Origin of the sequence: Lacibacter sediminis (assembly GCF_014168535.1) — a bacterium.
Lineage (GTDB): Bacteria > Bacteroidota > Bacteroidia > Chitinophagales > Chitinophagaceae > Lacibacter > Lacibacter sediminis.
In genome coordinates this window covers 2,521,319-2,539,518 of sequence record NZ_CP060007.1, presented here as the reverse complement: position 1 = coordinate 2,539,518, position 18,200 = coordinate 2,521,319, and the positions used below count along the sequence as shown (strand labels likewise).

The window sequence follows — 18,200 nt, the reverse complement described above, 5'->3', positions numbered from 1 at the left end:
CATCCCATTGTTATGGTTTGACTAGTTTAGCTTAACAGTTCGTCCTGTTTTAGCACTTTCGCTGGCGGCCTGCAATATTTCTACCACCAGCATATTATTCTCCAGCGAGGAAAGGTCATACGGTTTCAGAACCACCTTCTTCCGGATAACAGCCGCAAACAAAGCAAACGGATCATCAAACGGTTTTTCATTTTCCTTCAGTTGATACGCTTCTTCTTTATACCCATCATAGCCTTCCGCTTTGCGCCATCTGACCGCTGTACGGTTATCAGCATATAATGCGCCTGTTAATCCATATACTTCCATATCCTTACGACCAATGGGCCAGTTCCACGATGCCTGTATAATTGCCTGTGCAGTATCGTAGTTTAAAATGATCGTTGCTTCATCATCCACATCAGGATTATTTTCCTCCTGCAATTGATGTGTAACTGCAGTTACCGATGTTGGTCGCTTACCATGCTGTAACCATGTTACAAGGTTTGCACCATAACAACCAAAATCCATCAAGGCACCACCTCCATTCTGAACAGGATCAGTAAGCCAATCAAGAAATTCTTTGTTGATGCCAATTCGCTTGGGCCCTCTGTGCCCGTCACGAACCACTACTTTTCGCAAACTGCCAACTGTTCCGTTTTGCAGCAGCTCATTCACCTTTTTGTTTGACGGGTACCAGGTGGTTTCATAATTCGTAAGTAAATGAATGTTGTACTTCTTCGCCAATACTTCCATTTTTTGTGCATGCTCCATACTTACGGCTAATGGTTTTTCAACCATCACATGAATACCTTTTGGCGCTGCAGTCTCAACAACTTTTAAATGTTCATAGATGGTTCCGAAAGCCGTTACAGCCTCCGGTCTTGTTACAGCGATCATTTCATCCATGCTGCTAAACAGGATATTCATTGAATAGCCATGCTGCTTTGCATAACGCTCTGCCAGTTCACGGTTGGGCTCAACAATGCCCACAATTTTTATATCGCCACGATCTGCTCTTCCCAATATCCAATGCACATGTGTATGAGTGAGACCAATTACTCCAATACGTAACGGCTGCTGTTGAGCTGGCAGAGATAACTGTAAACACATCAACAATAAGAAAAGATAGATACGCTGCATGGCAAGATGAGTTGAAGAATAAAGTTAGCGAATCTGATAAGCTTATTTCAACTTGCCATAACTGAGAAAGACAACCCCGGTGAGATACTGCCTTACTTCGATAAGTTCAAACTGTTGCATGGTTGCTTGATCAGGAAAAAGCTTTCTGCCTCCACCTGTTAATGCTGGACATAACTGGATGTGATATTCATCGATAAGATTTTCTTTCATTAATGCCTGCGCCAATGAAATACTGCCCCACAAAACCATATTCTTGCCAGGCAATGATTTTAATTTCCGGATTGCTTCAACAGCATCGCCCTTTATCACTTCTGCTTCGGGCCATTTGCCCCATGGAGCTTTTTCAATTGTGTTAGAAAAAACGAGTTTGCCCGTTGCGTTTAGTTTGTCGGCAATTACTTCCTGCTCTGAAGTAGCATTCGGCCAGAAATCAACAAACAACTCATAGGTCTTGCGACCTAACAAAATTGTATCGATCGTTTCAAGAAATTTCAACTGGTCAGCATCTGAATATTTGTTTTCTTCCGCTGTGAGGGTAGTAAAAAAATCTAACTGTCCCTCTTTGTCAGATATATGGCCGTCGAGCGAGATCCACTCTTCTATTATCAGCTTTCTCATAGTTTAACTTTTATGACTTAAAGTTATTATGAGTAAATGAATTTGAGAGGAGCTTAATGCGACAAATTACCTGCTTTCCAGCGACAAACAAATACAATCGCTAATTAATCAGTCTTACAGCACCAACTATTATTTTATTGAAGCATCAGTTGTCTTTTCTTTTTGCGTTGGTTGCCCTTTACCTGTTTCTATTAGATTAAGTAAACTATTCCTGATATAACCACTCCATGCATCTGAACACACGTCAAAACAATCAAGTGTCGGTACTAAGCCAATATGTGTGAAGTCAATCTTTGTGTTGCCCTCCTCCTCTATCAGTTCAAACATGATCGTTGTGCCGATCCATTCCCTATGATTGCTTTTCATCCAATGTTTCCACGAATCAATTACCTGCCAACCAATTTTGCTGTAAGGAATTAATTCCATGATGCGCATGGTAATGAATGTATCACCAAAGCGAACGGTGAACACATCACCCTCTTTAGCTGCACTTCCTTCAAAATCGGTTGACCACCATCCGCAAATATCATTTACTGCATTAAATGTTTCAGCTACCGCTTTACTAACTGTTATACTTGTACGATAATCCTGTAAATTCATATTGTATTATTTTTTTAATGACAGATTGTAGTTACTGATTTAACACTATCCTTTTGCTGCACTGAGTTTCTTTTCGTTTTCAGTTTGTGGTTTATCCTTCCCGTTCGGTTGACCTTTACCTGTTGTAATGAGGCTGTGCAAACTTTTCGTTACATACGTCGTCCATGCATCACGACAAACTTGAAAACATTCATATTCGGGAACCAACCCGAGATGAGTGAATCTTAACTGTGTTTTGCCTTCCTTCTCATCAATATCAAACACGATCTTTGTACCCGTCCACTCAGTTTTATCGTTTGTGAACCTGAAATAATTTTCATGTACCAACCAAACAACTTTCCTGTTTGGAATAAATTCAATGATCTCCATTTTGCAGCGGTGCACATCTTCATAATGATAATCAAACACAGCATTCAGTTTATCTGTATTGCCTTCAATCTCTTCACTCCACCATCCTCGAACATGATTCACTGCGTTAAAAACCTGTTCAGGAGTTTGATCAACCACGATGGTTGCTGTAAAATCATTTGTTGCCATTGTTGTATTTTTTTGATGAATAAGATGTTTTTGCTGACGATCATTTTTGCAAGCTGCCAGTATGATCATGAAAAGAAGACGTATAGTTGTTTTCCGCATCATTGGTTTGGCTGTTGATCGTTCATAACAAAGTTATTGTCTAAAGCCAAGTCGGCTGGGGTGGCAAATGGACTTTTTAGCGGGTTGATTTGGACAGGCTATCTTTCTATCTTTGAGAAAATATTTTCCATGAAACACATAACGATACTTGTTCCCGACGGGCAAACCAGCTTGAGCAGTGTTGCCTGCATTGTTGGTTCATACGAAATGTTTACAAGAGCCAACGGCTATTGGTCACAAACAGAGGCGGGAAAGAAAAATGGAACAAAAGAATTATACAAGATCGAACTGGCAGGTGTTTCAAAGAAAGCAGAATTCGATAACGGATTACTTACGGTTACAACACATGTACATATTTCAAACATCAGCAAAACCAATCTCATCATCATCCCATCATTGGTGCGTGATTATGAAACAGCTGTTAAAGGAAACAAACTACTGATCGAATGGATCGAACAGCAATACAAAGCCGGCGCTGAAATTGCAAGCATGTGTACAGGTACGTTTATGCTGGCATCAGCAGGTTTACTCGATGGAAAAAATTGCTCCACTCATTGGTCAGCAGCCGATACATTCAGAACACTGTTCCCCAACGTCAATCTCTTGGCCGATCAACTGATTACCGATGAACACGGCATTTATACCAATGGCGGCGCTTATTCTTTTCTTAATCTATTGCTGTATTTAGTAGAAAAATATTACGACAGGCAAACGGCCATTTTCTGTTCCAAGATATTTCAAATTGAAATGGACAGACAAAGCCAATCGGCCTTTACCATTTTCACCGGACAGAAATCGCATGGCGATGAAATGGTGAAAGAAGCCCAGGCTTATATTGAAAATAACCTGCAGGAAAAAATATCTGTTGAACAATTATCTTCTATCTTTTCTGTTGGCCGCAGAAACTTCGACAGACGGTTTATTAAAGCAACCGGCAACACCCCTGTTGAATATTCGCAACGTGTAAAAATTGAATCAGCAAAGAAAGCATTTGAAACAAGCCGCAAAACAATTAACGAAGTAATGTATGAAGTTGGCTATAACGATGTAAAAGCATTTCGTGAAGTGTTTCGAAAGATCACCGGCATGTCGCCCTTGGAATACAGGAACAGGTACAATAAAGAAGCTGTGGTTTGATTGTTTCAGGAAATCTGTCTGGCATACTGATTAGCTCAAGCATAACAAACGGAACATCACACAACGTAGTTACTTTTCAGTTTAATTCACCACAAACCTTCATCGCTGTTGGTTAGTAGCTAACATCTCAACATGCTGTTAGAGAAATATCTAACTACCTTGTTCCATTTCATTAGAGGTATGGCCGGCAAGATCGTTCTCGTTTTCGTCAACCTGTTGTGCCTTATTAATTGCGGACTTGCTCTTCTTCCCTGTTCGTAAATTTTCAAGTCGGGCTGTTAACTCCTTTGGTGCTGCAAATGCAGCAAATAAGAGAATGTATAAAAACACCGCTACCCAAGTGGAAATAAAACAAATGAAAAATACCACAATGGTATAATAAATTCCATAACGGTAAATTTGGCGATACGAATTAAAATAAACCCGGTCTTCATCCGAAACTAATTGATGGTTATAGGCATAAGTACAAATACCGTTTGCTGCAAATGAAATCAGGATATAATTAAACCCGAAAACAGCCAGTGCAACGGTACTTTCTTTCTGCAGATATTCTGCCAGTATAGCTGTTGGAAAAGGTGTGAGCGTTACAACAAACAACAAAAAGCCATTCACCCACATAAATTTTGTATCCACCTTTTGAATAAACTCAAAAGCGACATGATGATTGATCCAGCACACAAGTATTGTGGTAAAGCCGATAAAAAACGCAAGGAACGATTGCCAATGATGAAGACAAACGGTTAACAGATCATCTTCTGTTTCAGGATGTAAAATCTGTATTAAATCCAATACCAACAGAGTAATGGCAATGGCAAATACACCATCACTAAAAAGTTCAACTCTCGCCGACTCTTTTTTTTGATCGCTTTTTGTTGTCCCTTTCATTACTTACTTTTTACATTTGAAAAATAAGACTTCAACTCACCGGATGTTTTTCTTCAAAGGTTTTCTAAACAATCATAAGTGACAGACAGATGCAGTATAGTAGAATTGTCCCTGTTTACTGATAAATGTAGAAATAAATATTAAATATTCTGAATCCCTGGATCGGTTAACACCAGACCCCGGGCCGAAGGAAAGTGCTTCGAAAGATCACTGGCATGTCACCCCTGGAATACAGGAACAGGTACAATAAAGAGGCAATGGTTTAATGGAAGGTATTTTCATTTATGAACTTTTTGCAATAATCACCACCGATCCCGCCAGCCAGTCATGAATAGCTCTTCGTTTATCGTTGGTTAACATTGAGAGCAGCTCAAGCAACATCCAGCAAAGAAAACTATAGTCGATAAAATTGCGGTAGTCCATAATGATGATATCAAGATCACCTGTCTTTGCAACTAAGAAAAGGAAGTACAGCAAGCCGATGATCTGAATTATCAGGTACAACGAATCTCGCAGAAAAGCCTGTTTGAGGCTGAGCAATTTTGTTTCACTAATGTCCAGCACTTTTATCCTTACCACCCACTTGCCGATTGTGCGGCCGAATTTATAATGAAAGTAAATGCTGTATAAGTAATAGAGCGAAGCGTTAAAAGCGGTCCATGCAAAAATGATCCACACATTGTCTGTTTGGTTCAGTATCCAAAGATCCACCATAAGAAATGGAGTAAAAATAATACCATCGATAATTGCAGCGCCAAAACGCCTGAACCCTGTATGATACTTTGCATCGCTCATACCCGAATGTAAGAAAGGCTGTTGATAAGGTTGTTATATAATTTTGTCAATGTTATTACTCTTCACGCTTGTTATGCGGACATCCAAAATACAACAGATACCCATCCACATCCTTCACTTCAAATCCACGCAAACCATCATCGTTGTTACTGATTGGTTGAAAGAACTCAACATTGCGTGAAGAGAATTCTGCTGCCAGTGCATCGGGATCGGGAACATACAGGTATGCATCCCAACGGGCAATGCCTTGTTGAATATCTCTTGTGTAATTAGGTATGGGATCAACACCAATATCCTTCATCATGATCATGGCGGCTCCCCGCTGTACAATGCCAAAGAAAATATCATCTTCACCTGGTCCCTGAAACGTGATCTCAAAGCCGAATTTATCCTGGTAAAACTTCAGTGCAGCAGGAACATTCTTTACAATAAAGAATGGCGCAATACCTTTGATTTCTGTTTTGCTCATATAAGTTCATTACCGTTATTGAAATTATTAAATTAAGCTGACAGTAAGAATGATGGCAACCCGGCTAGTTCCTCTTTCGCAAAGCTTTCAGTTCAATGGAAACGAGTGCGCAAATAACAATGATCTCCCCTGAAAAATAGGCAATACCCAACATTGTAACAGTTGGGTAATGATAAACCACAAGCCCGATCGTTACACAACAATAAAGTAAATTGGCAATGCTGATGAATCTCAGGTAGTGCTGCCAGTTTTCTTTCACCACAAAAAAACAACTGATGGAATAAATACAGAACCCGGCTGCAACTGCAGAGAGATATGTCAACGTTGTTGCAGGCAATCCAACATATTCGTTGAATGTTCGCAGAACTGCAAACAGCAGGAATGCAGTAATGAATGCACCTATTCCATCAACAAGAAAAAGCGTTTTTGGCTTTTGTATAAGTTGGCTGATAATATTACGCATGAATAATGTTTGCAGTTACTTTATTTTTTGATCGTTTGGTAATACAGAAGAATTGCACCGCAACCAAATGTTTTTGTTTTGAGCAGCTTTAGATCAACCCGTTCGCTGATGTTTTTAAATAAGACCAGGCCGCTTCCTGCAACGGTTGGATGAACGCTAATTTGGTATTCATCAATCAACTGAAGTTGTGTGAGTGTGGCAATTAAACCCGGGCTGCCCACATAAAGATCTTTACCTGTTTGCTGTTTCAATTCTGAAATTTCTTCTTTTATGAGTTCGTTTTTCAAGATCGTATTTCTCCAGTCAACCTGTTGAAGCGTTCGGGAATAAACGATCTTGGTAACATTATCCATTGCTGTTGCAAATTCATCCATTGCTTTGTTGCCGGTGGGATTTTCAAGAATTGTTTGCCAGAACTGCATCAGCTGATAAGTGATTCGTCCATATAAAACGGCACCTGCGTTATTTAGCAGCTCACGGTAATGTTCATGTATTTCATCATCTGCCATCATAGTTGTGTGATCGCAAAAACCGTCAAGCGTCATATTCATTGCTGCAATGAGTTTTTTCATCGTATGCTGTTTTGATCATTTGAAGATGTTCATCTCCACAGGTTGTGATCTGCAAATTGCTCAACATTATTTAGGCGATGGTTTTATTATGTTCTTTCACCGGCACTTCGTTCTTAATTGCTGCGCAAACTGCAGATGAAATATACAACTACAGGAGAAAATATACTAATGCCTGGATTTGGCAAAGGCAAACTACCTGACCAAGGAAAGAACAGTGCTTGCAAATGTTAAAGCAAAGAGGTAGTTTCAACTTACCCAATCTTCACACATCAAAAAAAACATTCCATGCAAAGAGTTTATCTCAACACGTCCATTTTCATCTTCCTGATTTTAATTGGCGTACAGTGGGGTTTCTATCAAACCTACACCAGCCAGTTCCCGCATTTTAAAAATGCAACGCCGCTCATTCATGTTCACGGGGCATTGCTTATGACGTGGATGCTGTTACTGATCGCACAACCTTTGCTCATACAAACAGGCAGGGCCAAACTGCACAGAACCATCGGAAAAGTTTCCTGGGTGCTGGGGCCGCTCATTGTTATTTCGCTGTTCCTCATTGGTAGAGGAGGTTATTTCAGAGGCATTGCTGCCAACGTACCTGAGCATGAAAATCTTACGTTCATTGTACTTGATATGCGGGGCTTTTTATCCTTTGCCATTTTCTGGAGCCTCGCCATGATCACCCGCAAAAGACCCGACTCACATATGCGTTATATGATCGCCACCGGCATCCTTGCTATTGGTCCCGGCGTTGGGCGGGGACTTGGTTCCGCTTTTGGAATGAGCTTAGGCGATGCTATAACCATTACTGATGCACTCGACCTTGTGATCGTGGGTGTGTTATTAGGTGTTGATGTGTACAGAAAGAAAAACTACAAGCCCTTCCTAACCGTTTTCCTGGTATTACTGGCTGGCTCTGTACTCTGGCAATTACGTGATACTGCACTCTGGCAAAGCTTTGCGAAAAACTATGCGGCGTTGTTATATTATTGATGTAGTTTTTTGATCAAGAACTTATTTTATTCATTGTAAGTAGTTGTTATCAATTAGTTGTTATGAATTGGTTTCGTAATACCGGGGTTGGTTAACGTCTGACTCCGGGCAGACCGAAGGTCATTCTAAATAAATTCAGACAACACCCAAACAATATAAAACCAGATAAATCCAACATAACTGATGGGGTGAAATTTCCTGAGTGTGTACCAGTCATATACAAAAAGGGAAACAAATAGTGTATTCCATACAACAGCTTCAAACATGATAAAGCTCAGTTCATTTACTACACCCAGCTTGCCCGCCACACGATCGAGCACGGGGCCCAATACATACAGCGTGCCCACATAGATATAACGTTTATGCTTTACCCCATTTTTGCGTTGTAAATAAGCCAGCAGTAGAAGTAATGTAAAAGTTGTGGTAAAGAACCGGTTGGCTTTTACATAGCCAGGCATTGCATCCCAACCTTTATACACTGCAACAAAAACATAGAAGGTACTTATAACAACGCCAAGGCCAACCAACATGCCCGTTACACCTAATGTGCGATGAGCTTTGTAGTTGCCTTTCCGGATATACCCTGTTTGAACAACAAGAAGCACAAACCAGGCGAGAAAGAATAATCCGTGAATAATAAACTTGGGATCGCTGTTACTGTCTTGTTTTACATCATAAAATAAATTGTCAGAAAATGCAAAGAGCGAAAGAAAAAGCAGCAATACACTTGTAATGAAAAAGTAGTTTTTTCTCATGCAGGCAGATGGTTTTAATCAGATTTGCTGTTTTACGATGAATTATCTGATTCCGGATTTCGCCAATTGGTTAACGATGCGAACCCAATTCAGACTTTCGGGCATTGGTTTGCTTTGCAGAAAGATAGGAAATTTTTGTCCGCTGAGGTCTCAAGCTGTGGACCCCGGGATTTATTTATTCTGAATCCCGGGGTCGGTTAACAGCAGACCCCGGGCCGACGAACGTGTATTCATAAATGATCCACTAAAAATTAAACCCGAAATGCAGGCCTGGTTCAGGCGTCCATTTTGGCCACTTGTCATCTTTTTCTTTAAATCCAGCAGGCATTTTTGTTTGAACAGGACGACCAGCAACCCCAAGAGATGGTTCTATAAAAAACCGATCCTTCAAGAGTTTAACGTGATAGCCAACCCGATAGGTATTGAATATAATGAACCCATCACCCACCTTATCACCACTTTCATTCTTAAATGTTTGCCACATAGGCATTGCATGTACTGCTGCATAAAGACCTTTCCAAACATACCTTTGATAAGCCAGGCCAATTCCATATTCTCTTATGTAACCGGGAAATTTCTCTTCAGGTGTTCCGTATGCCTTATTATAAAATGGGTTAATACCAAGAGGCCATGCATGTTTCCAGGTTATCAGTTCAAGTGAAACAACATCCTTTCCCGTAATCCGATAGCCAACATTGAGTTGAGCAAAGCCGGGAGGATTTGTAGAAGAAAAATTACCTAATAAAAACAACGTGCTGCCAACGAACCACTTTTTGTAAGTGCTGTCTGTTTTTGCATATTGTGCGTTCACCTGTAAACTGCTTGCCAATGATAAGGCAAGTCCAATCCATAAAATTTTCTTTTGCATATCTTTTCTTAATTTAAAATGATGCTGCAAAACTAGATTGGCGTCTTCCTTAAATCCGTTCACTTAAGTTAAGAAATGAAGTTACGCTTAGCTCTTTTCAAAAATACCTGCACTTAATCTACTTAGTGATGGTTGTTTTGAACCTGATATAACGTTATTGTTTCCGAGGTAATGCAATTTCGAAGTTGGTCACTGACACGACACCAAATTTGAGCGTAAAAAAAGAACTACACCTCACCATTACGTAAACATTTTGTTGTGTGCTGTGGCATGTCACTCAATCTGGGTTTCCAATTTCTATAGTTGAATGCAGCTTCCACCAATTACTTTCAAATTTCCGTCGAATGAGTTCCAAATTCTTATATATCTGAACCTTCCCTGAATGGGTTTCCCCAGCATTTTTCCTTTTGTTTCGTAAACAACAATAACTATTGCTGTGCTTTCAATCAGATTAATTTGTTCTATCGTCGGGCTCAACTCTTCAACTACCATTGCCCCTGAACGGTGGGAAGCCAAATCCATTTCTTTAGTTATCGTCTGTCCGTTAGGTAAAATGAAAAGCAGGTCGGGGTGAAGTAATTTGTCAAGGGTGGCAATGTCACTTGATTGAATTGCTTTTAAAAGTTCATCTTCCAGTTTTAGTATTTGGCCTTTGTCAATCATAAAATCTGTTTCCGTACTTTCTGTATTATTTTTCTTTTAATAATTATTATTAACGATAGCAATGTCTCACTGTTACCCACCACTCACTAATTGATACTGTGCTGCCCGTAGAATTAGGTCAGGTCGTATAGGAGTGAGTACAGCAAAGTGGCTAGTGCTCTTGGCACTTGCTAATTCTCAGCGCTACATTACCTTTTTTTCTTCCCGTGTCAACATATCTATGTGCTTCTATTATTTCGTCCATTTGAAACGTCTTGTCAATTACCGCCTTAAATGCTCCTTTTTCAAACAACTCTTTTAATAGCTGTAATTGTTGAATGTTTTCCGAAGCATTTACAGAACTTACACTCTTATAAACTCCATTTTCGTTCAGGAGTTTTTCACATTGTTTTCTGTTGGATTTACCAACTGCATCAAAAATGATATCAAACTTTTCTGTTTGTTTAGTAAAGTCTTCTTTGTCGTAAAGGATAACGTTTTTAACTCCTAATTCATTAACAAGTTTTTGTCCTTCGGAACTGCAGACTGCGGTTATATCAACATTGTAATATTTTGCTATCTGGATTGCTGCTGTCCCTACTGAACCAGTTGCACCGATAATGAGGAGTTTTTTGTTTGGCTTTTCGGCTATTCTTGCTTTATCTAAAAAGTAAATGGCTGTTTGTCCACCAAAAATGATAGCTGCTGCTTCTTCGAATGAAGCATTATAAGGCATTTCAATGACGTTGCTGTTTTGATCAACTGCAATATACTCTGCATGAGTTCCGAATTTAAAACCTGTCATACCGAATACTTTATCAGCAACTTTAAATTTGGAAACGTTGCTTCCAACAGTTTCAACAACACCTGAAAATACAGTTCCTAAAATGGGTTTCCTTGGTTTTGAAATACCTAACACCAATCGCATTAGGACTTTCAGAAATCCCTTAACATCAAGGCTTCTTACCCTTACATCTCCGGAGTTGACCGCAGTAGCAACTATTTTGACAAGAATTTCCCTGTCTTTGGGTATGGGCTTAGAAACTTCCTGAATTTGCAAAACATCAGGAGAACCATATTGCGTGCAGATAACGGCTTTCATATATCATAGCAGGTTTAAAAATTAAACCCAAGATCAAGCCCGGGTTGAATAAAGTAGTTCGGCCATTTTTTTTCTACTGATTTAAAAGATTCCGGAACATTCGTTCGTACCGGCCAATAACTACATCCTATAGCCGGTTCAAAAAAGAAACGGTTTTTAAAAAACTTAAACTGGTAACCCAAATAGAAGTCCAGATATAACGTGTATCCGTTTCCAATCTTTTTTTTATTCTCATCCATATATTTTTCAAAAGCATTCAACGCCTGAACGGATGTATAAGCTCCTTTCCACCAAAACCGCTGGTATCCTAATGTAGGTGCAAGTATGCGTGCATGCCCGGGATAATTTTCTCCGGGCGCATCAAATGATGATGATCCAAAAGGGATACCTATTGGCCATGCGTAAACAGATCTCTTAAATCGAAAGGAAACAACATCTTTGGGTGTTATTCGATATCCAACATTCAGTTGTACATACTCAGGGTTATTTACTTTATCAAAATTACCCAATAAATACAGCGTACTGCCAACGAACCACCTCTTATAAGTACTGTCCTTTTTGTCATTTTGTGCATTCACGTGCAAGCTGCTTGCCAATACTAAGACAAGTCCAATCCATAAAATTTTCTTTTGCATATCTTTTTTTTAAATGATGCTGCAAAAGTGGATTGGCGGGATACAATAACCCGTTCACTTAAGTTAAGAAATGAAGTTACTACTTGCTATTTTCCAGAATTCTTGCTCTTAATCTGCTTAATGATTGAGGTTTGATACCTAGATAGCTCGCCAATTGGTGTTGCGGAACACGTTGAATAAGGTCGGGTCTTTTCTGTATTAAATTTAAATATCGTTGTTCAGGAGAAGAGGTCTTAAACTCGTCGAAATTGATTCGTTCTTTGGCCAACAATTCTTCCGACAATTTTCCACACATCATTTCAAACTTTGGAAACTTGCTGTTTATTTCTGCTTCCATATCAGCATTTGAAACTGAAAGAATACTGTCTTCAACACAACTGATGAAATATTCAGAAGGAGCTTTAGTTAAAACACAATGAGGTGTTAAGGCATCCATTTCGGTATAGAAGGCTGTTGTTTTTTCTTCACCGTCGATGATGTAATAAGTGCGGATACAGCCTTTTAAAACAAAATAACTTTCGTTTGAATTTTGTCCTTCTTTTAGTAAAATCGTTCCTTTCTTTACCGTGCGAAACAAGTCCAAAGAAACGAGTGCGTTCTTCTCCTCTTCTGTAAGGGATATATATTTTGATATAAAGTCAAAGAGTATGTTTTCCATTGTTTTGTTGTTGTTACTGTTACACTTGCCGGCAACGGTCAGGGCTTGTTGCTGTGCCGGTATAAATTGTTCGGGCGGCCCGAAACTGCAGCCCAACAAAATTACTGATGCTGAAGTTAACAACAAAAGCCGGATAGAATTCGGTGAACCCAAGCCGCTGAGGTGGAACACCTGCGCCAGAGAGGGATAGTAAGTTGAATATAATTATTGAGGATGCCACTCATTAATAAAAACCCCTTTTTAAAGGGATATGCTAAACAGGAACCCGGTTTTAGCTTTACGCTCATAAAACAGCATCCACATGAAACGAATTTTCTTTATTTGTCTTGTACTTACATTCTGTGCAGCTTCACAGGCTCAAATTATTGTTAAAGAACAAACGCAAAAAATTACAACACCGGTTACAACAACCAATACTGTAATTAAAAATCCGGCACCACAAATACAACTCACCCAGGGAAGAGACATGGGTATACGTATTGACCGTGTGGAAGACATTTCCACTTTTGACGAAAATATTTATACCATTTATTACACCTTCCTGAATTCAGGAACTGAAAATTTAAACATCGCCTTTCAGAAATTTAAAATAGAAGCCATTTTTTACAGACCTGATGATTCTTATGTTGGAAGCGGGGGCATTACAAATACAAGTGCCCTGGGCAAAACCTGGCTCAACTCCGCAGAAACTGTACAAGGCACTTTAGTGGTAAGACGATCTGACCTTGTAAGAAACGCTGCTTACAAACTAAGACTATCTGTAGATGCAGATAACCGTCTTTACCAGGATGTGAACAAATCGAATGATGCATCCACCACCAATGTTACTGCCCGTGCCATCAGAAATTCAGACTATTTTCTTACATCAGCCAAAGTAATCATTCAAACAGGTAATGATAACAAAGAAGCACAAAATTCAAAAGTAAACATCTATGCGGGGCCGGCTAATTTTAATGACCATTTTTACTTTAAATACGAAATCAATGAGGAATTAAAAGTAAACTCTACTACTGAATTAAATCTTAAGCCTGCCGTAAGTACACCTGACATGTACAGTGATTTTAACAGACTCAGTTTTTACAAACAACAGGGGGTTGCATTAGCCATTACTTATGATAACAATGCATGGGCTACTGATGCATGGAAAATAAACAACGTAACTGTTATGCTTGAGTTTAAAGACAAAAACGGTAACCCCTATCCACTTCCTGTTTACAGTAATGTAACAATCAGTTTTTCAAATGCATCGGGCTTGCTGGGCTACAGAGCAGGTGATGATATTACTAAAAATGAGAATCAATTACGATTATTAACACTCGGTACTGATAATAACTTTAATCCCAAAGCACCTGCCTTTAGAAAAAAGCAGATTCGATACCTGGATGTAGCACGTTAACGATGTTTTAATATACCACTTGATCTTTGTCTGCCTGGGGGTCTCACGAGACATAGGTCAGCTTTGTAACAAGATAGGAAATTTTGTTTTTCAAATTCCCCGATACAATCGGTGCAGATTTACTAAGCATCAAGTGATCCACTGAGGTAGAACACTTGCGCCAGAGAGGGCCACTTCAAGTTTTTTGTTATGGCTTTTTTTGTTGCTCACGGATTGCACGGATGAACACAGATTTTTTTAGTTCAAAGTTCTTGTCACTTGTTTTTTGGATCTTGGGGGTTTGTTGCTTGTATCTTGGCTTTTGGGCTTTCCTTCTTGTGCCTTGTCCCTTGTTCCTTGTGCCCAGCACCTTGTACCTTGTATTTACAAAATTTTAAAATTCCACTTTGAGTTATCACTTGTAAAATCAAACTCTGCAAGTGTTGGTGTACTGTCGCCTGAAGATACCAATGCTAACTTCTTTCCTGAATTAGGAACCATCTTCGGCATTATTCTGTAAGTACCATCAGTCAACTGATCGATTCGCCATAATTGTTCAGGAGCGCCGGTAAATGCCGGTACGGTTATTACTTCTGCATCGGCAGTTGCAGCTAATGTGCGATCTGTTCCTGCGAGTACAATTTTATAATAAGGTCCACCTGAATAGCCTGTTGTATCAGGCGCATCTGTAATGGTCCATTTCTGATGAGGGCGGGACATGTAATCGCCTATTCTCAAATTGATATTTCCTGTTGGCCAGTTCTTCATTACATCTGCCAGTGCCTGTGGCGCAACGGGTTTTATTGGCTCATTGTTAGGCTGACCAAATCCACGAGGCCCACCCGGCATTCTTGTAAAATCAACAGCCAGCTCTAAAGCATATCCTCTCCGCACCGATTCAATTTCATAAGTGCCTTCTTTAAATTTCTCTCCTGCCACGGGCCATCCATCTTTCCAAAGTAATGGAAGAATGCCCAGCACGCTGCGACCTCCCTGCTCAAGATCTGCTTCATAATGGATCGACATTTTCTCCACTCCTTTCTCAAGATTCATGTGTCCGAAATGCCCGGGGCCTATTAATCCTCCACGTGTAGCAACAACCATTTTGCCGCCACCTTCTAACATACTTCTTCCCACGTTATCGAGGTAAGGACCTGTTATTTGTTTTGAACGTCCTACCACTACGTTATAAGTTGAGTTGGCACCATCGCAACAGCTACCATGCGTGGCAAGCAGGTAATACCAACCGTCACGATACATTAATGTGGAAGCTTCGCATACAATGGCTACATCAACCGGTTTATTACCTGCTTTGAGTTTTCCCGTTTTGGGATCCAATTCAATAAGACGGGTGAATCCAAAATAGGTGCCGTATGTTAACCAAAGACGACCTGTGTTAGGATCTAACAATACACCGGGGTCGATGGCATCATTTTCTTCATAACCATCAGAAGTGGCAACTACAATGGGTTCTGAATATTTAAAGTCGGGTGATGTTGGATCCAATGTTTTATTCCACATGGTAAGAATGGCACCTTTGTGGTTGCTTGCACCACCTGTGGCTCCATATATTACGAGATAGCGGTCGCCGATTTTAATGGCATCGGGAGCAGCTCCACCACCGGGTCGCACAGCACCGCCATACCATGTCCAACCATCTGATGATATTAATCCTCCACCGCCTGTGCCAAATGTGTAATACTTTCCTTCACATTCAACAATGGTTGAAGGATCATGGATAAATGGTTTTCCAACCTGTGCTATTGCTATTTGTGTAAATACTGCTAACAGTGCAGTTATCGTTATTTTCATTCGCTTCATATTGATGATTTCAGAATAAATGATCGCTTGAAACAAGCGGTAAATTTTATTGGTAACTGATGTTGAAATTCTTAATGGGCACTCCTTTTTCATCAACAAAGCGAACGCAGAAGTTAGCCATACCCGGTCCGTTAATAACCGCACCACGAATAATGTTCTTTCCCTTTTTAAGCGTTAAACGGGACGAGGTAACATTATCAACGATCATATCCCTGTCGCCGGAAAGCAAAAGAGCTTCTTGGCCATTCAACCACCACATGCTTCCGGAATTGCATCCCGCAGTCATCCGTACATTTTTCATTTCTTCGGGGCTATCAATGACGGTAACGAGCCAAACAAGTACACCGTATGGCGGCTTATTTATGGCGTATGTAAAATGGTATAAATTAAAGTTGAATGTTTTACTTTCAAGCGCATACCATTGCAACTCCTGGCTTCCCACTTTTGCCTTTTCGCCATTCTTAGGAACAATGTTGTAATCGGTTGAAAAATTATCGGTTGAAAAAGTTGTTCTGAGATAGTTATCGGTGAAGATGTTATTCCTTGCAATGTCTTTCCGCACAGGTTCAAGCACAAGCCAACGTTGAATGAATCCTTTGGCATTGGGCGTTTTCTTTGCTGCAGAAGCAACAGTAAAATGTTTTGAAAGAGTATGCGTGGTATCGCACTTAATGGGTATAGGTGGCAGTGATGGTGCTGGCCGTTGTCCCGGCACCGGAGCCTGCGCAAAAACGTTAATGGCAGCTAACTGTAATAATGATAAAACGGCAAAAGCAATAGCTGGTAACAAGCATTTGTATTTTCTGTACATGTCAGATTTCGTGTTTATTGATTGTTGTTTTTGAAATTGATCATATAAAACAAACCTACAAAACGAAATAGTAGTTTATGTACAACAAAAGCCGCCGTATAATTATATACAATCTTGTTTTTTGGGTTTTCCCTTCTTGTTCCTTGAACCTTGTGCCTTGTTTTTTGGGTTTTGGCTCTTGCACCTTGTTCATTGAATCTTGTACCTTGTTTTTTGCCTTTTGTTTTCCAGATTCCTTATCTTCACAGAGTCTTAAATAAAACCGGCAAGCAACTGCCTCACAGAAATTTTACCATGTTGCCGGCGAGTGCTCAGTTTCAGCATCAGTATTACATGTCAGTTTAGTCAGGTTATCAGTTCAGTATCGTTAGCGTCAGTATTGTATTTATCAGTTCACACTTTTAAACAATTGTACGATGAAGCTTTCTGAATTTATCTTGTTAGGCGAAGTGGAAAAACAGCACACTGTTTTGCACCGGGGCGTACTTGTTGCAAAACGTACACAGGAATCCAGCCTCGTATTTCTCTTTCAGCTTGGTGGTTATTATGTAGAAACATGGTGCAGTATTGCCAACCGGTCGGTTACCGAATACCGTGTGTTTGACGGCACTGCCCCGCTGGAACCTTATTTAAAAGAAATTTCACTCCGGCATTTATTAAATTAACAATTGCTGCAGGTTAGGTTGTAACAGGCTTAGCCTGCGGCAGTTAGTTTATAATACAGGGAGGTTTAAGTTGCTGTTTAATTACTGCATGCTGTCCATGATATGGATATAAGTGAAAGATTTAATGCTTCACATGAAAAGAACCCCTATATTTGCATCGTTAATTTGAGTCTCGCATCAGTATAGTTAATTAGTCTGCTTAGTAATCTGCATCTTAGTTAGTTTTTTACTTCTTGTGCCTCAAGCATTTTCAATTTTAATTTTACAAGAACATGAACATTTATGTTTCAAACTTGAGCTTCAACGTACAAGATGAAGACTTAAGAGAATTTTTCACTCCTTACGGAGAAGTAACTTCAGCAAAAATCATTAACGACAGAGAAAGCGGCCGCTCACGTGGTTTCGGTTTCGTTGAAATGAGTGATGATGCTGCTTCTAAAAAAGCAATCGCTGAACTCGATGGTGCAACTGTTGAAGGTCGTGCTATTAAAGTAGTAGAAGCTAAGCCTAAAGAAGATCGTCCTGCCCGCAGCGGTGGTGGTTACAACAATGGCAACAGCTACAATAAGAACAGATATTAA

At 39.9% G+C, this 18,200-nt stretch carries 22 protein-coding genes; 5 read left to right on the top strand and 17 right to left on the bottom strand.

Annotation, left to right across the window (positions count from 1 at the left end):
- Nucleotides 1–21: 21 nt before the first annotated feature.
- The 4 genes from H4075_RS10820 to H4075_RS10805 all read right to left on the bottom strand — a co-directional run bounded on the left by H4075_RS10820 (nucleotide 22) and on the right by H4075_RS10805 (nucleotide 2,976).
- Nucleotides 22–1,119, bottom strand: coding sequence for a Gfo/Idh/MocA family protein (locus H4075_RS10820; protein WP_182806525.1), 1,098 nt, complete (start codon nucleotides 1,117–1,119; stop codon nucleotides 22–24).
- A gap of 42 nt (nucleotides 1,120–1,161) precedes the next feature.
- Nucleotides 1,162–1,737 carry a dihydrofolate reductase family protein gene (locus tag H4075_RS10815; RefSeq protein WP_182806524.1) on the bottom strand — a complete coding sequence of 192 codons (576 nt, stop codon included), beginning with the start codon at nucleotides 1,735–1,737 and terminating at the stop codon, nucleotides 1,162–1,164.
- A gap of 129 nt (nucleotides 1,738–1,866) precedes the next feature.
- A complete protein-coding gene (locus H4075_RS10810; protein WP_182806523.1) occupies nucleotides 1,867–2,337 on the bottom strand; it encodes an SRPBCC family protein in 471 nt (156 codons plus the stop codon).
- Nucleotides 2,338–2,382: 45 nt separating this feature from the next.
- A complete protein-coding gene (locus H4075_RS10805) occupies nucleotides 2,383–2,976 on the bottom strand; it encodes an SRPBCC family protein (RefSeq protein ID WP_255460447.1) in 594 nt (197 codons plus the stop codon).
- A 126-nt stretch (nucleotides 2,977–3,102) separates the two neighbouring features.
- Here H4075_RS10805 and H4075_RS10800 point away from each other — a divergent pair, with 126 nt between their 5' ends.
- Nucleotides 3,103–4,110 (top strand): GlxA family transcriptional regulator, encoded by a 1,008-nt coding sequence (locus H4075_RS10800; protein WP_182806522.1) that lies wholly within the window; start codon nucleotides 3,103–3,105, stop codon nucleotides 4,108–4,110.
- A gap of 150 nt (nucleotides 4,111–4,260) precedes the next feature.
- Here the strand turns inward: H4075_RS10800 and H4075_RS10795 are convergent, their stop codons facing one another.
- From H4075_RS10795 to H4075_RS10775, 5 genes are all read right to left on the bottom strand, one after another.
- Nucleotides 4,261–4,995 (bottom strand): TMEM175 family protein, encoded by a 735-nt coding sequence (locus tag H4075_RS10795; RefSeq protein ID WP_182806521.1) that lies wholly within the window; start codon nucleotides 4,993–4,995, stop codon nucleotides 4,261–4,263.
- Nucleotides 4,996–5,277: 282 nt separating this feature from the next.
- A complete protein-coding gene (locus H4075_RS10790) occupies nucleotides 5,278–5,790 on the bottom strand; it encodes an RDD family protein (RefSeq protein ID WP_182806520.1) in 513 nt (170 codons plus the stop codon).
- A 55-nt stretch (nucleotides 5,791–5,845) separates the two neighbouring features.
- Entirely contained in the window at nucleotides 5,846–6,259 is a 414-nt protein-coding gene (locus H4075_RS10785; RefSeq protein WP_182806519.1) for a VOC family protein, read from the bottom strand.
- A gap of 64 nt (nucleotides 6,260–6,323) precedes the next feature.
- Nucleotides 6,324–6,722: a hypothetical protein gene (locus H4075_RS10780; RefSeq protein WP_182806518.1), complete on the bottom strand. Its 399-nt coding sequence runs from the start codon at nucleotides 6,720–6,722 to the stop codon at nucleotides 6,324–6,326.
- 20 nt (nucleotides 6,723–6,742) lie between these two features.
- Nucleotides 6,743–7,294, bottom strand: a complete 552-nt coding sequence (locus H4075_RS10775) for a dihydrofolate reductase family protein (RefSeq protein WP_182806517.1) — start codon at nucleotides 7,292–7,294, stop codon at nucleotides 6,743–6,745.
- Between the two features lie 285 nt (nucleotides 7,295–7,579).
- Between H4075_RS10775 and H4075_RS10770 the strand changes: the two genes are divergently transcribed.
- Nucleotides 7,580–8,287 carry a hypothetical protein gene (locus tag H4075_RS10770; RefSeq protein WP_182806516.1) on the top strand — a complete coding sequence of 236 codons (708 nt, stop codon included), beginning with the start codon at nucleotides 7,580–7,582 and terminating at the stop codon, nucleotides 8,285–8,287.
- 125 nt (nucleotides 8,288–8,412) lie between these two features.
- Here the strand turns inward: H4075_RS10770 and H4075_RS10765 are convergent, their stop codons facing one another.
- From H4075_RS10765 to H4075_RS10740, 6 genes are all read right to left on the bottom strand, one after another.
- A complete protein-coding gene (locus tag H4075_RS10765; protein WP_182806515.1) occupies nucleotides 8,413–9,042 on the bottom strand; it encodes a hypothetical protein in 630 nt (209 codons plus the stop codon).
- A 244-nt stretch (nucleotides 9,043–9,286) separates the two neighbouring features.
- Nucleotides 9,287–9,910: a hypothetical protein gene (locus H4075_RS10760; protein WP_182806514.1), complete on the bottom strand. Its 624-nt coding sequence runs from the start codon at nucleotides 9,908–9,910 to the stop codon at nucleotides 9,287–9,289.
- Nucleotides 9,911–10,207: 297 nt separating this feature from the next.
- Nucleotides 10,208–10,573 (bottom strand): nuclear transport factor 2 family protein, encoded by a 366-nt coding sequence (locus H4075_RS10755; RefSeq protein WP_182806513.1) that lies wholly within the window; start codon nucleotides 10,571–10,573, stop codon nucleotides 10,208–10,210.
- 151 nt (nucleotides 10,574–10,724) lie between these two features.
- On the bottom strand, nucleotides 10,725–11,654 hold the full coding sequence (locus H4075_RS10750) for an NAD(P)-dependent alcohol dehydrogenase (protein ID WP_182806512.1): 930 nt from the start codon (nucleotides 11,652–11,654) through the stop codon (nucleotides 10,725–10,727).
- A 14-nt stretch (nucleotides 11,655–11,668) separates the two neighbouring features.
- A complete protein-coding gene (locus tag H4075_RS10745) occupies nucleotides 11,669–12,289 on the bottom strand; it encodes a hypothetical protein (RefSeq protein ID WP_182806511.1) in 621 nt (206 codons plus the stop codon).
- Between the two features lie 79 nt (nucleotides 12,290–12,368).
- Entirely contained in the window at nucleotides 12,369–12,947 is a 579-nt protein-coding gene (locus H4075_RS10740) for a Crp/Fnr family transcriptional regulator (RefSeq protein ID WP_182806510.1), read from the bottom strand.
- A gap of 301 nt (nucleotides 12,948–13,248) precedes the next feature.
- On the opposite strand from H4075_RS10740, the gene H4075_RS10735 reads away from it, so the two are divergent.
- Entirely contained in the window at nucleotides 13,249–14,343 is a 1,095-nt protein-coding gene (locus tag H4075_RS10735; protein ID WP_182806509.1) for a hypothetical protein, read from the top strand.
- Between the two features lie 363 nt (nucleotides 14,344–14,706).
- Here the strand turns inward: H4075_RS10735 and H4075_RS10730 are convergent, their stop codons facing one another.
- A complete protein-coding gene (locus H4075_RS10730) occupies nucleotides 14,707–16,134 on the bottom strand; it encodes a family 43 glycosylhydrolase (RefSeq protein WP_220494945.1) in 1,428 nt (475 codons plus the stop codon).
- 55 nt (nucleotides 16,135–16,189) lie between these two features.
- Complete coding sequence (locus tag H4075_RS10725; protein WP_182806507.1) at nucleotides 16,190–16,954, bottom strand: acetylxylan esterase; 765 nt, start codon at nucleotides 16,952–16,954, stop codon at nucleotides 16,190–16,192.
- Nucleotides 16,955–17,370: 416 nt separating this feature from the next.
- On the opposite strand from H4075_RS10725, the gene H4075_RS10720 reads away from it, so the two are divergent.
- Nucleotides 17,371–17,619 (top strand): hypothetical protein, encoded by a 249-nt coding sequence (locus H4075_RS10720; protein ID WP_182806506.1) that lies wholly within the window; start codon nucleotides 17,371–17,373, stop codon nucleotides 17,617–17,619.
- A gap of 272 nt (nucleotides 17,620–17,891) precedes the next feature.
- Entirely contained in the window at nucleotides 17,892–18,200 is a 309-nt protein-coding gene (locus tag H4075_RS10715; protein WP_182806505.1) for an RNA recognition motif domain-containing protein, read from the top strand.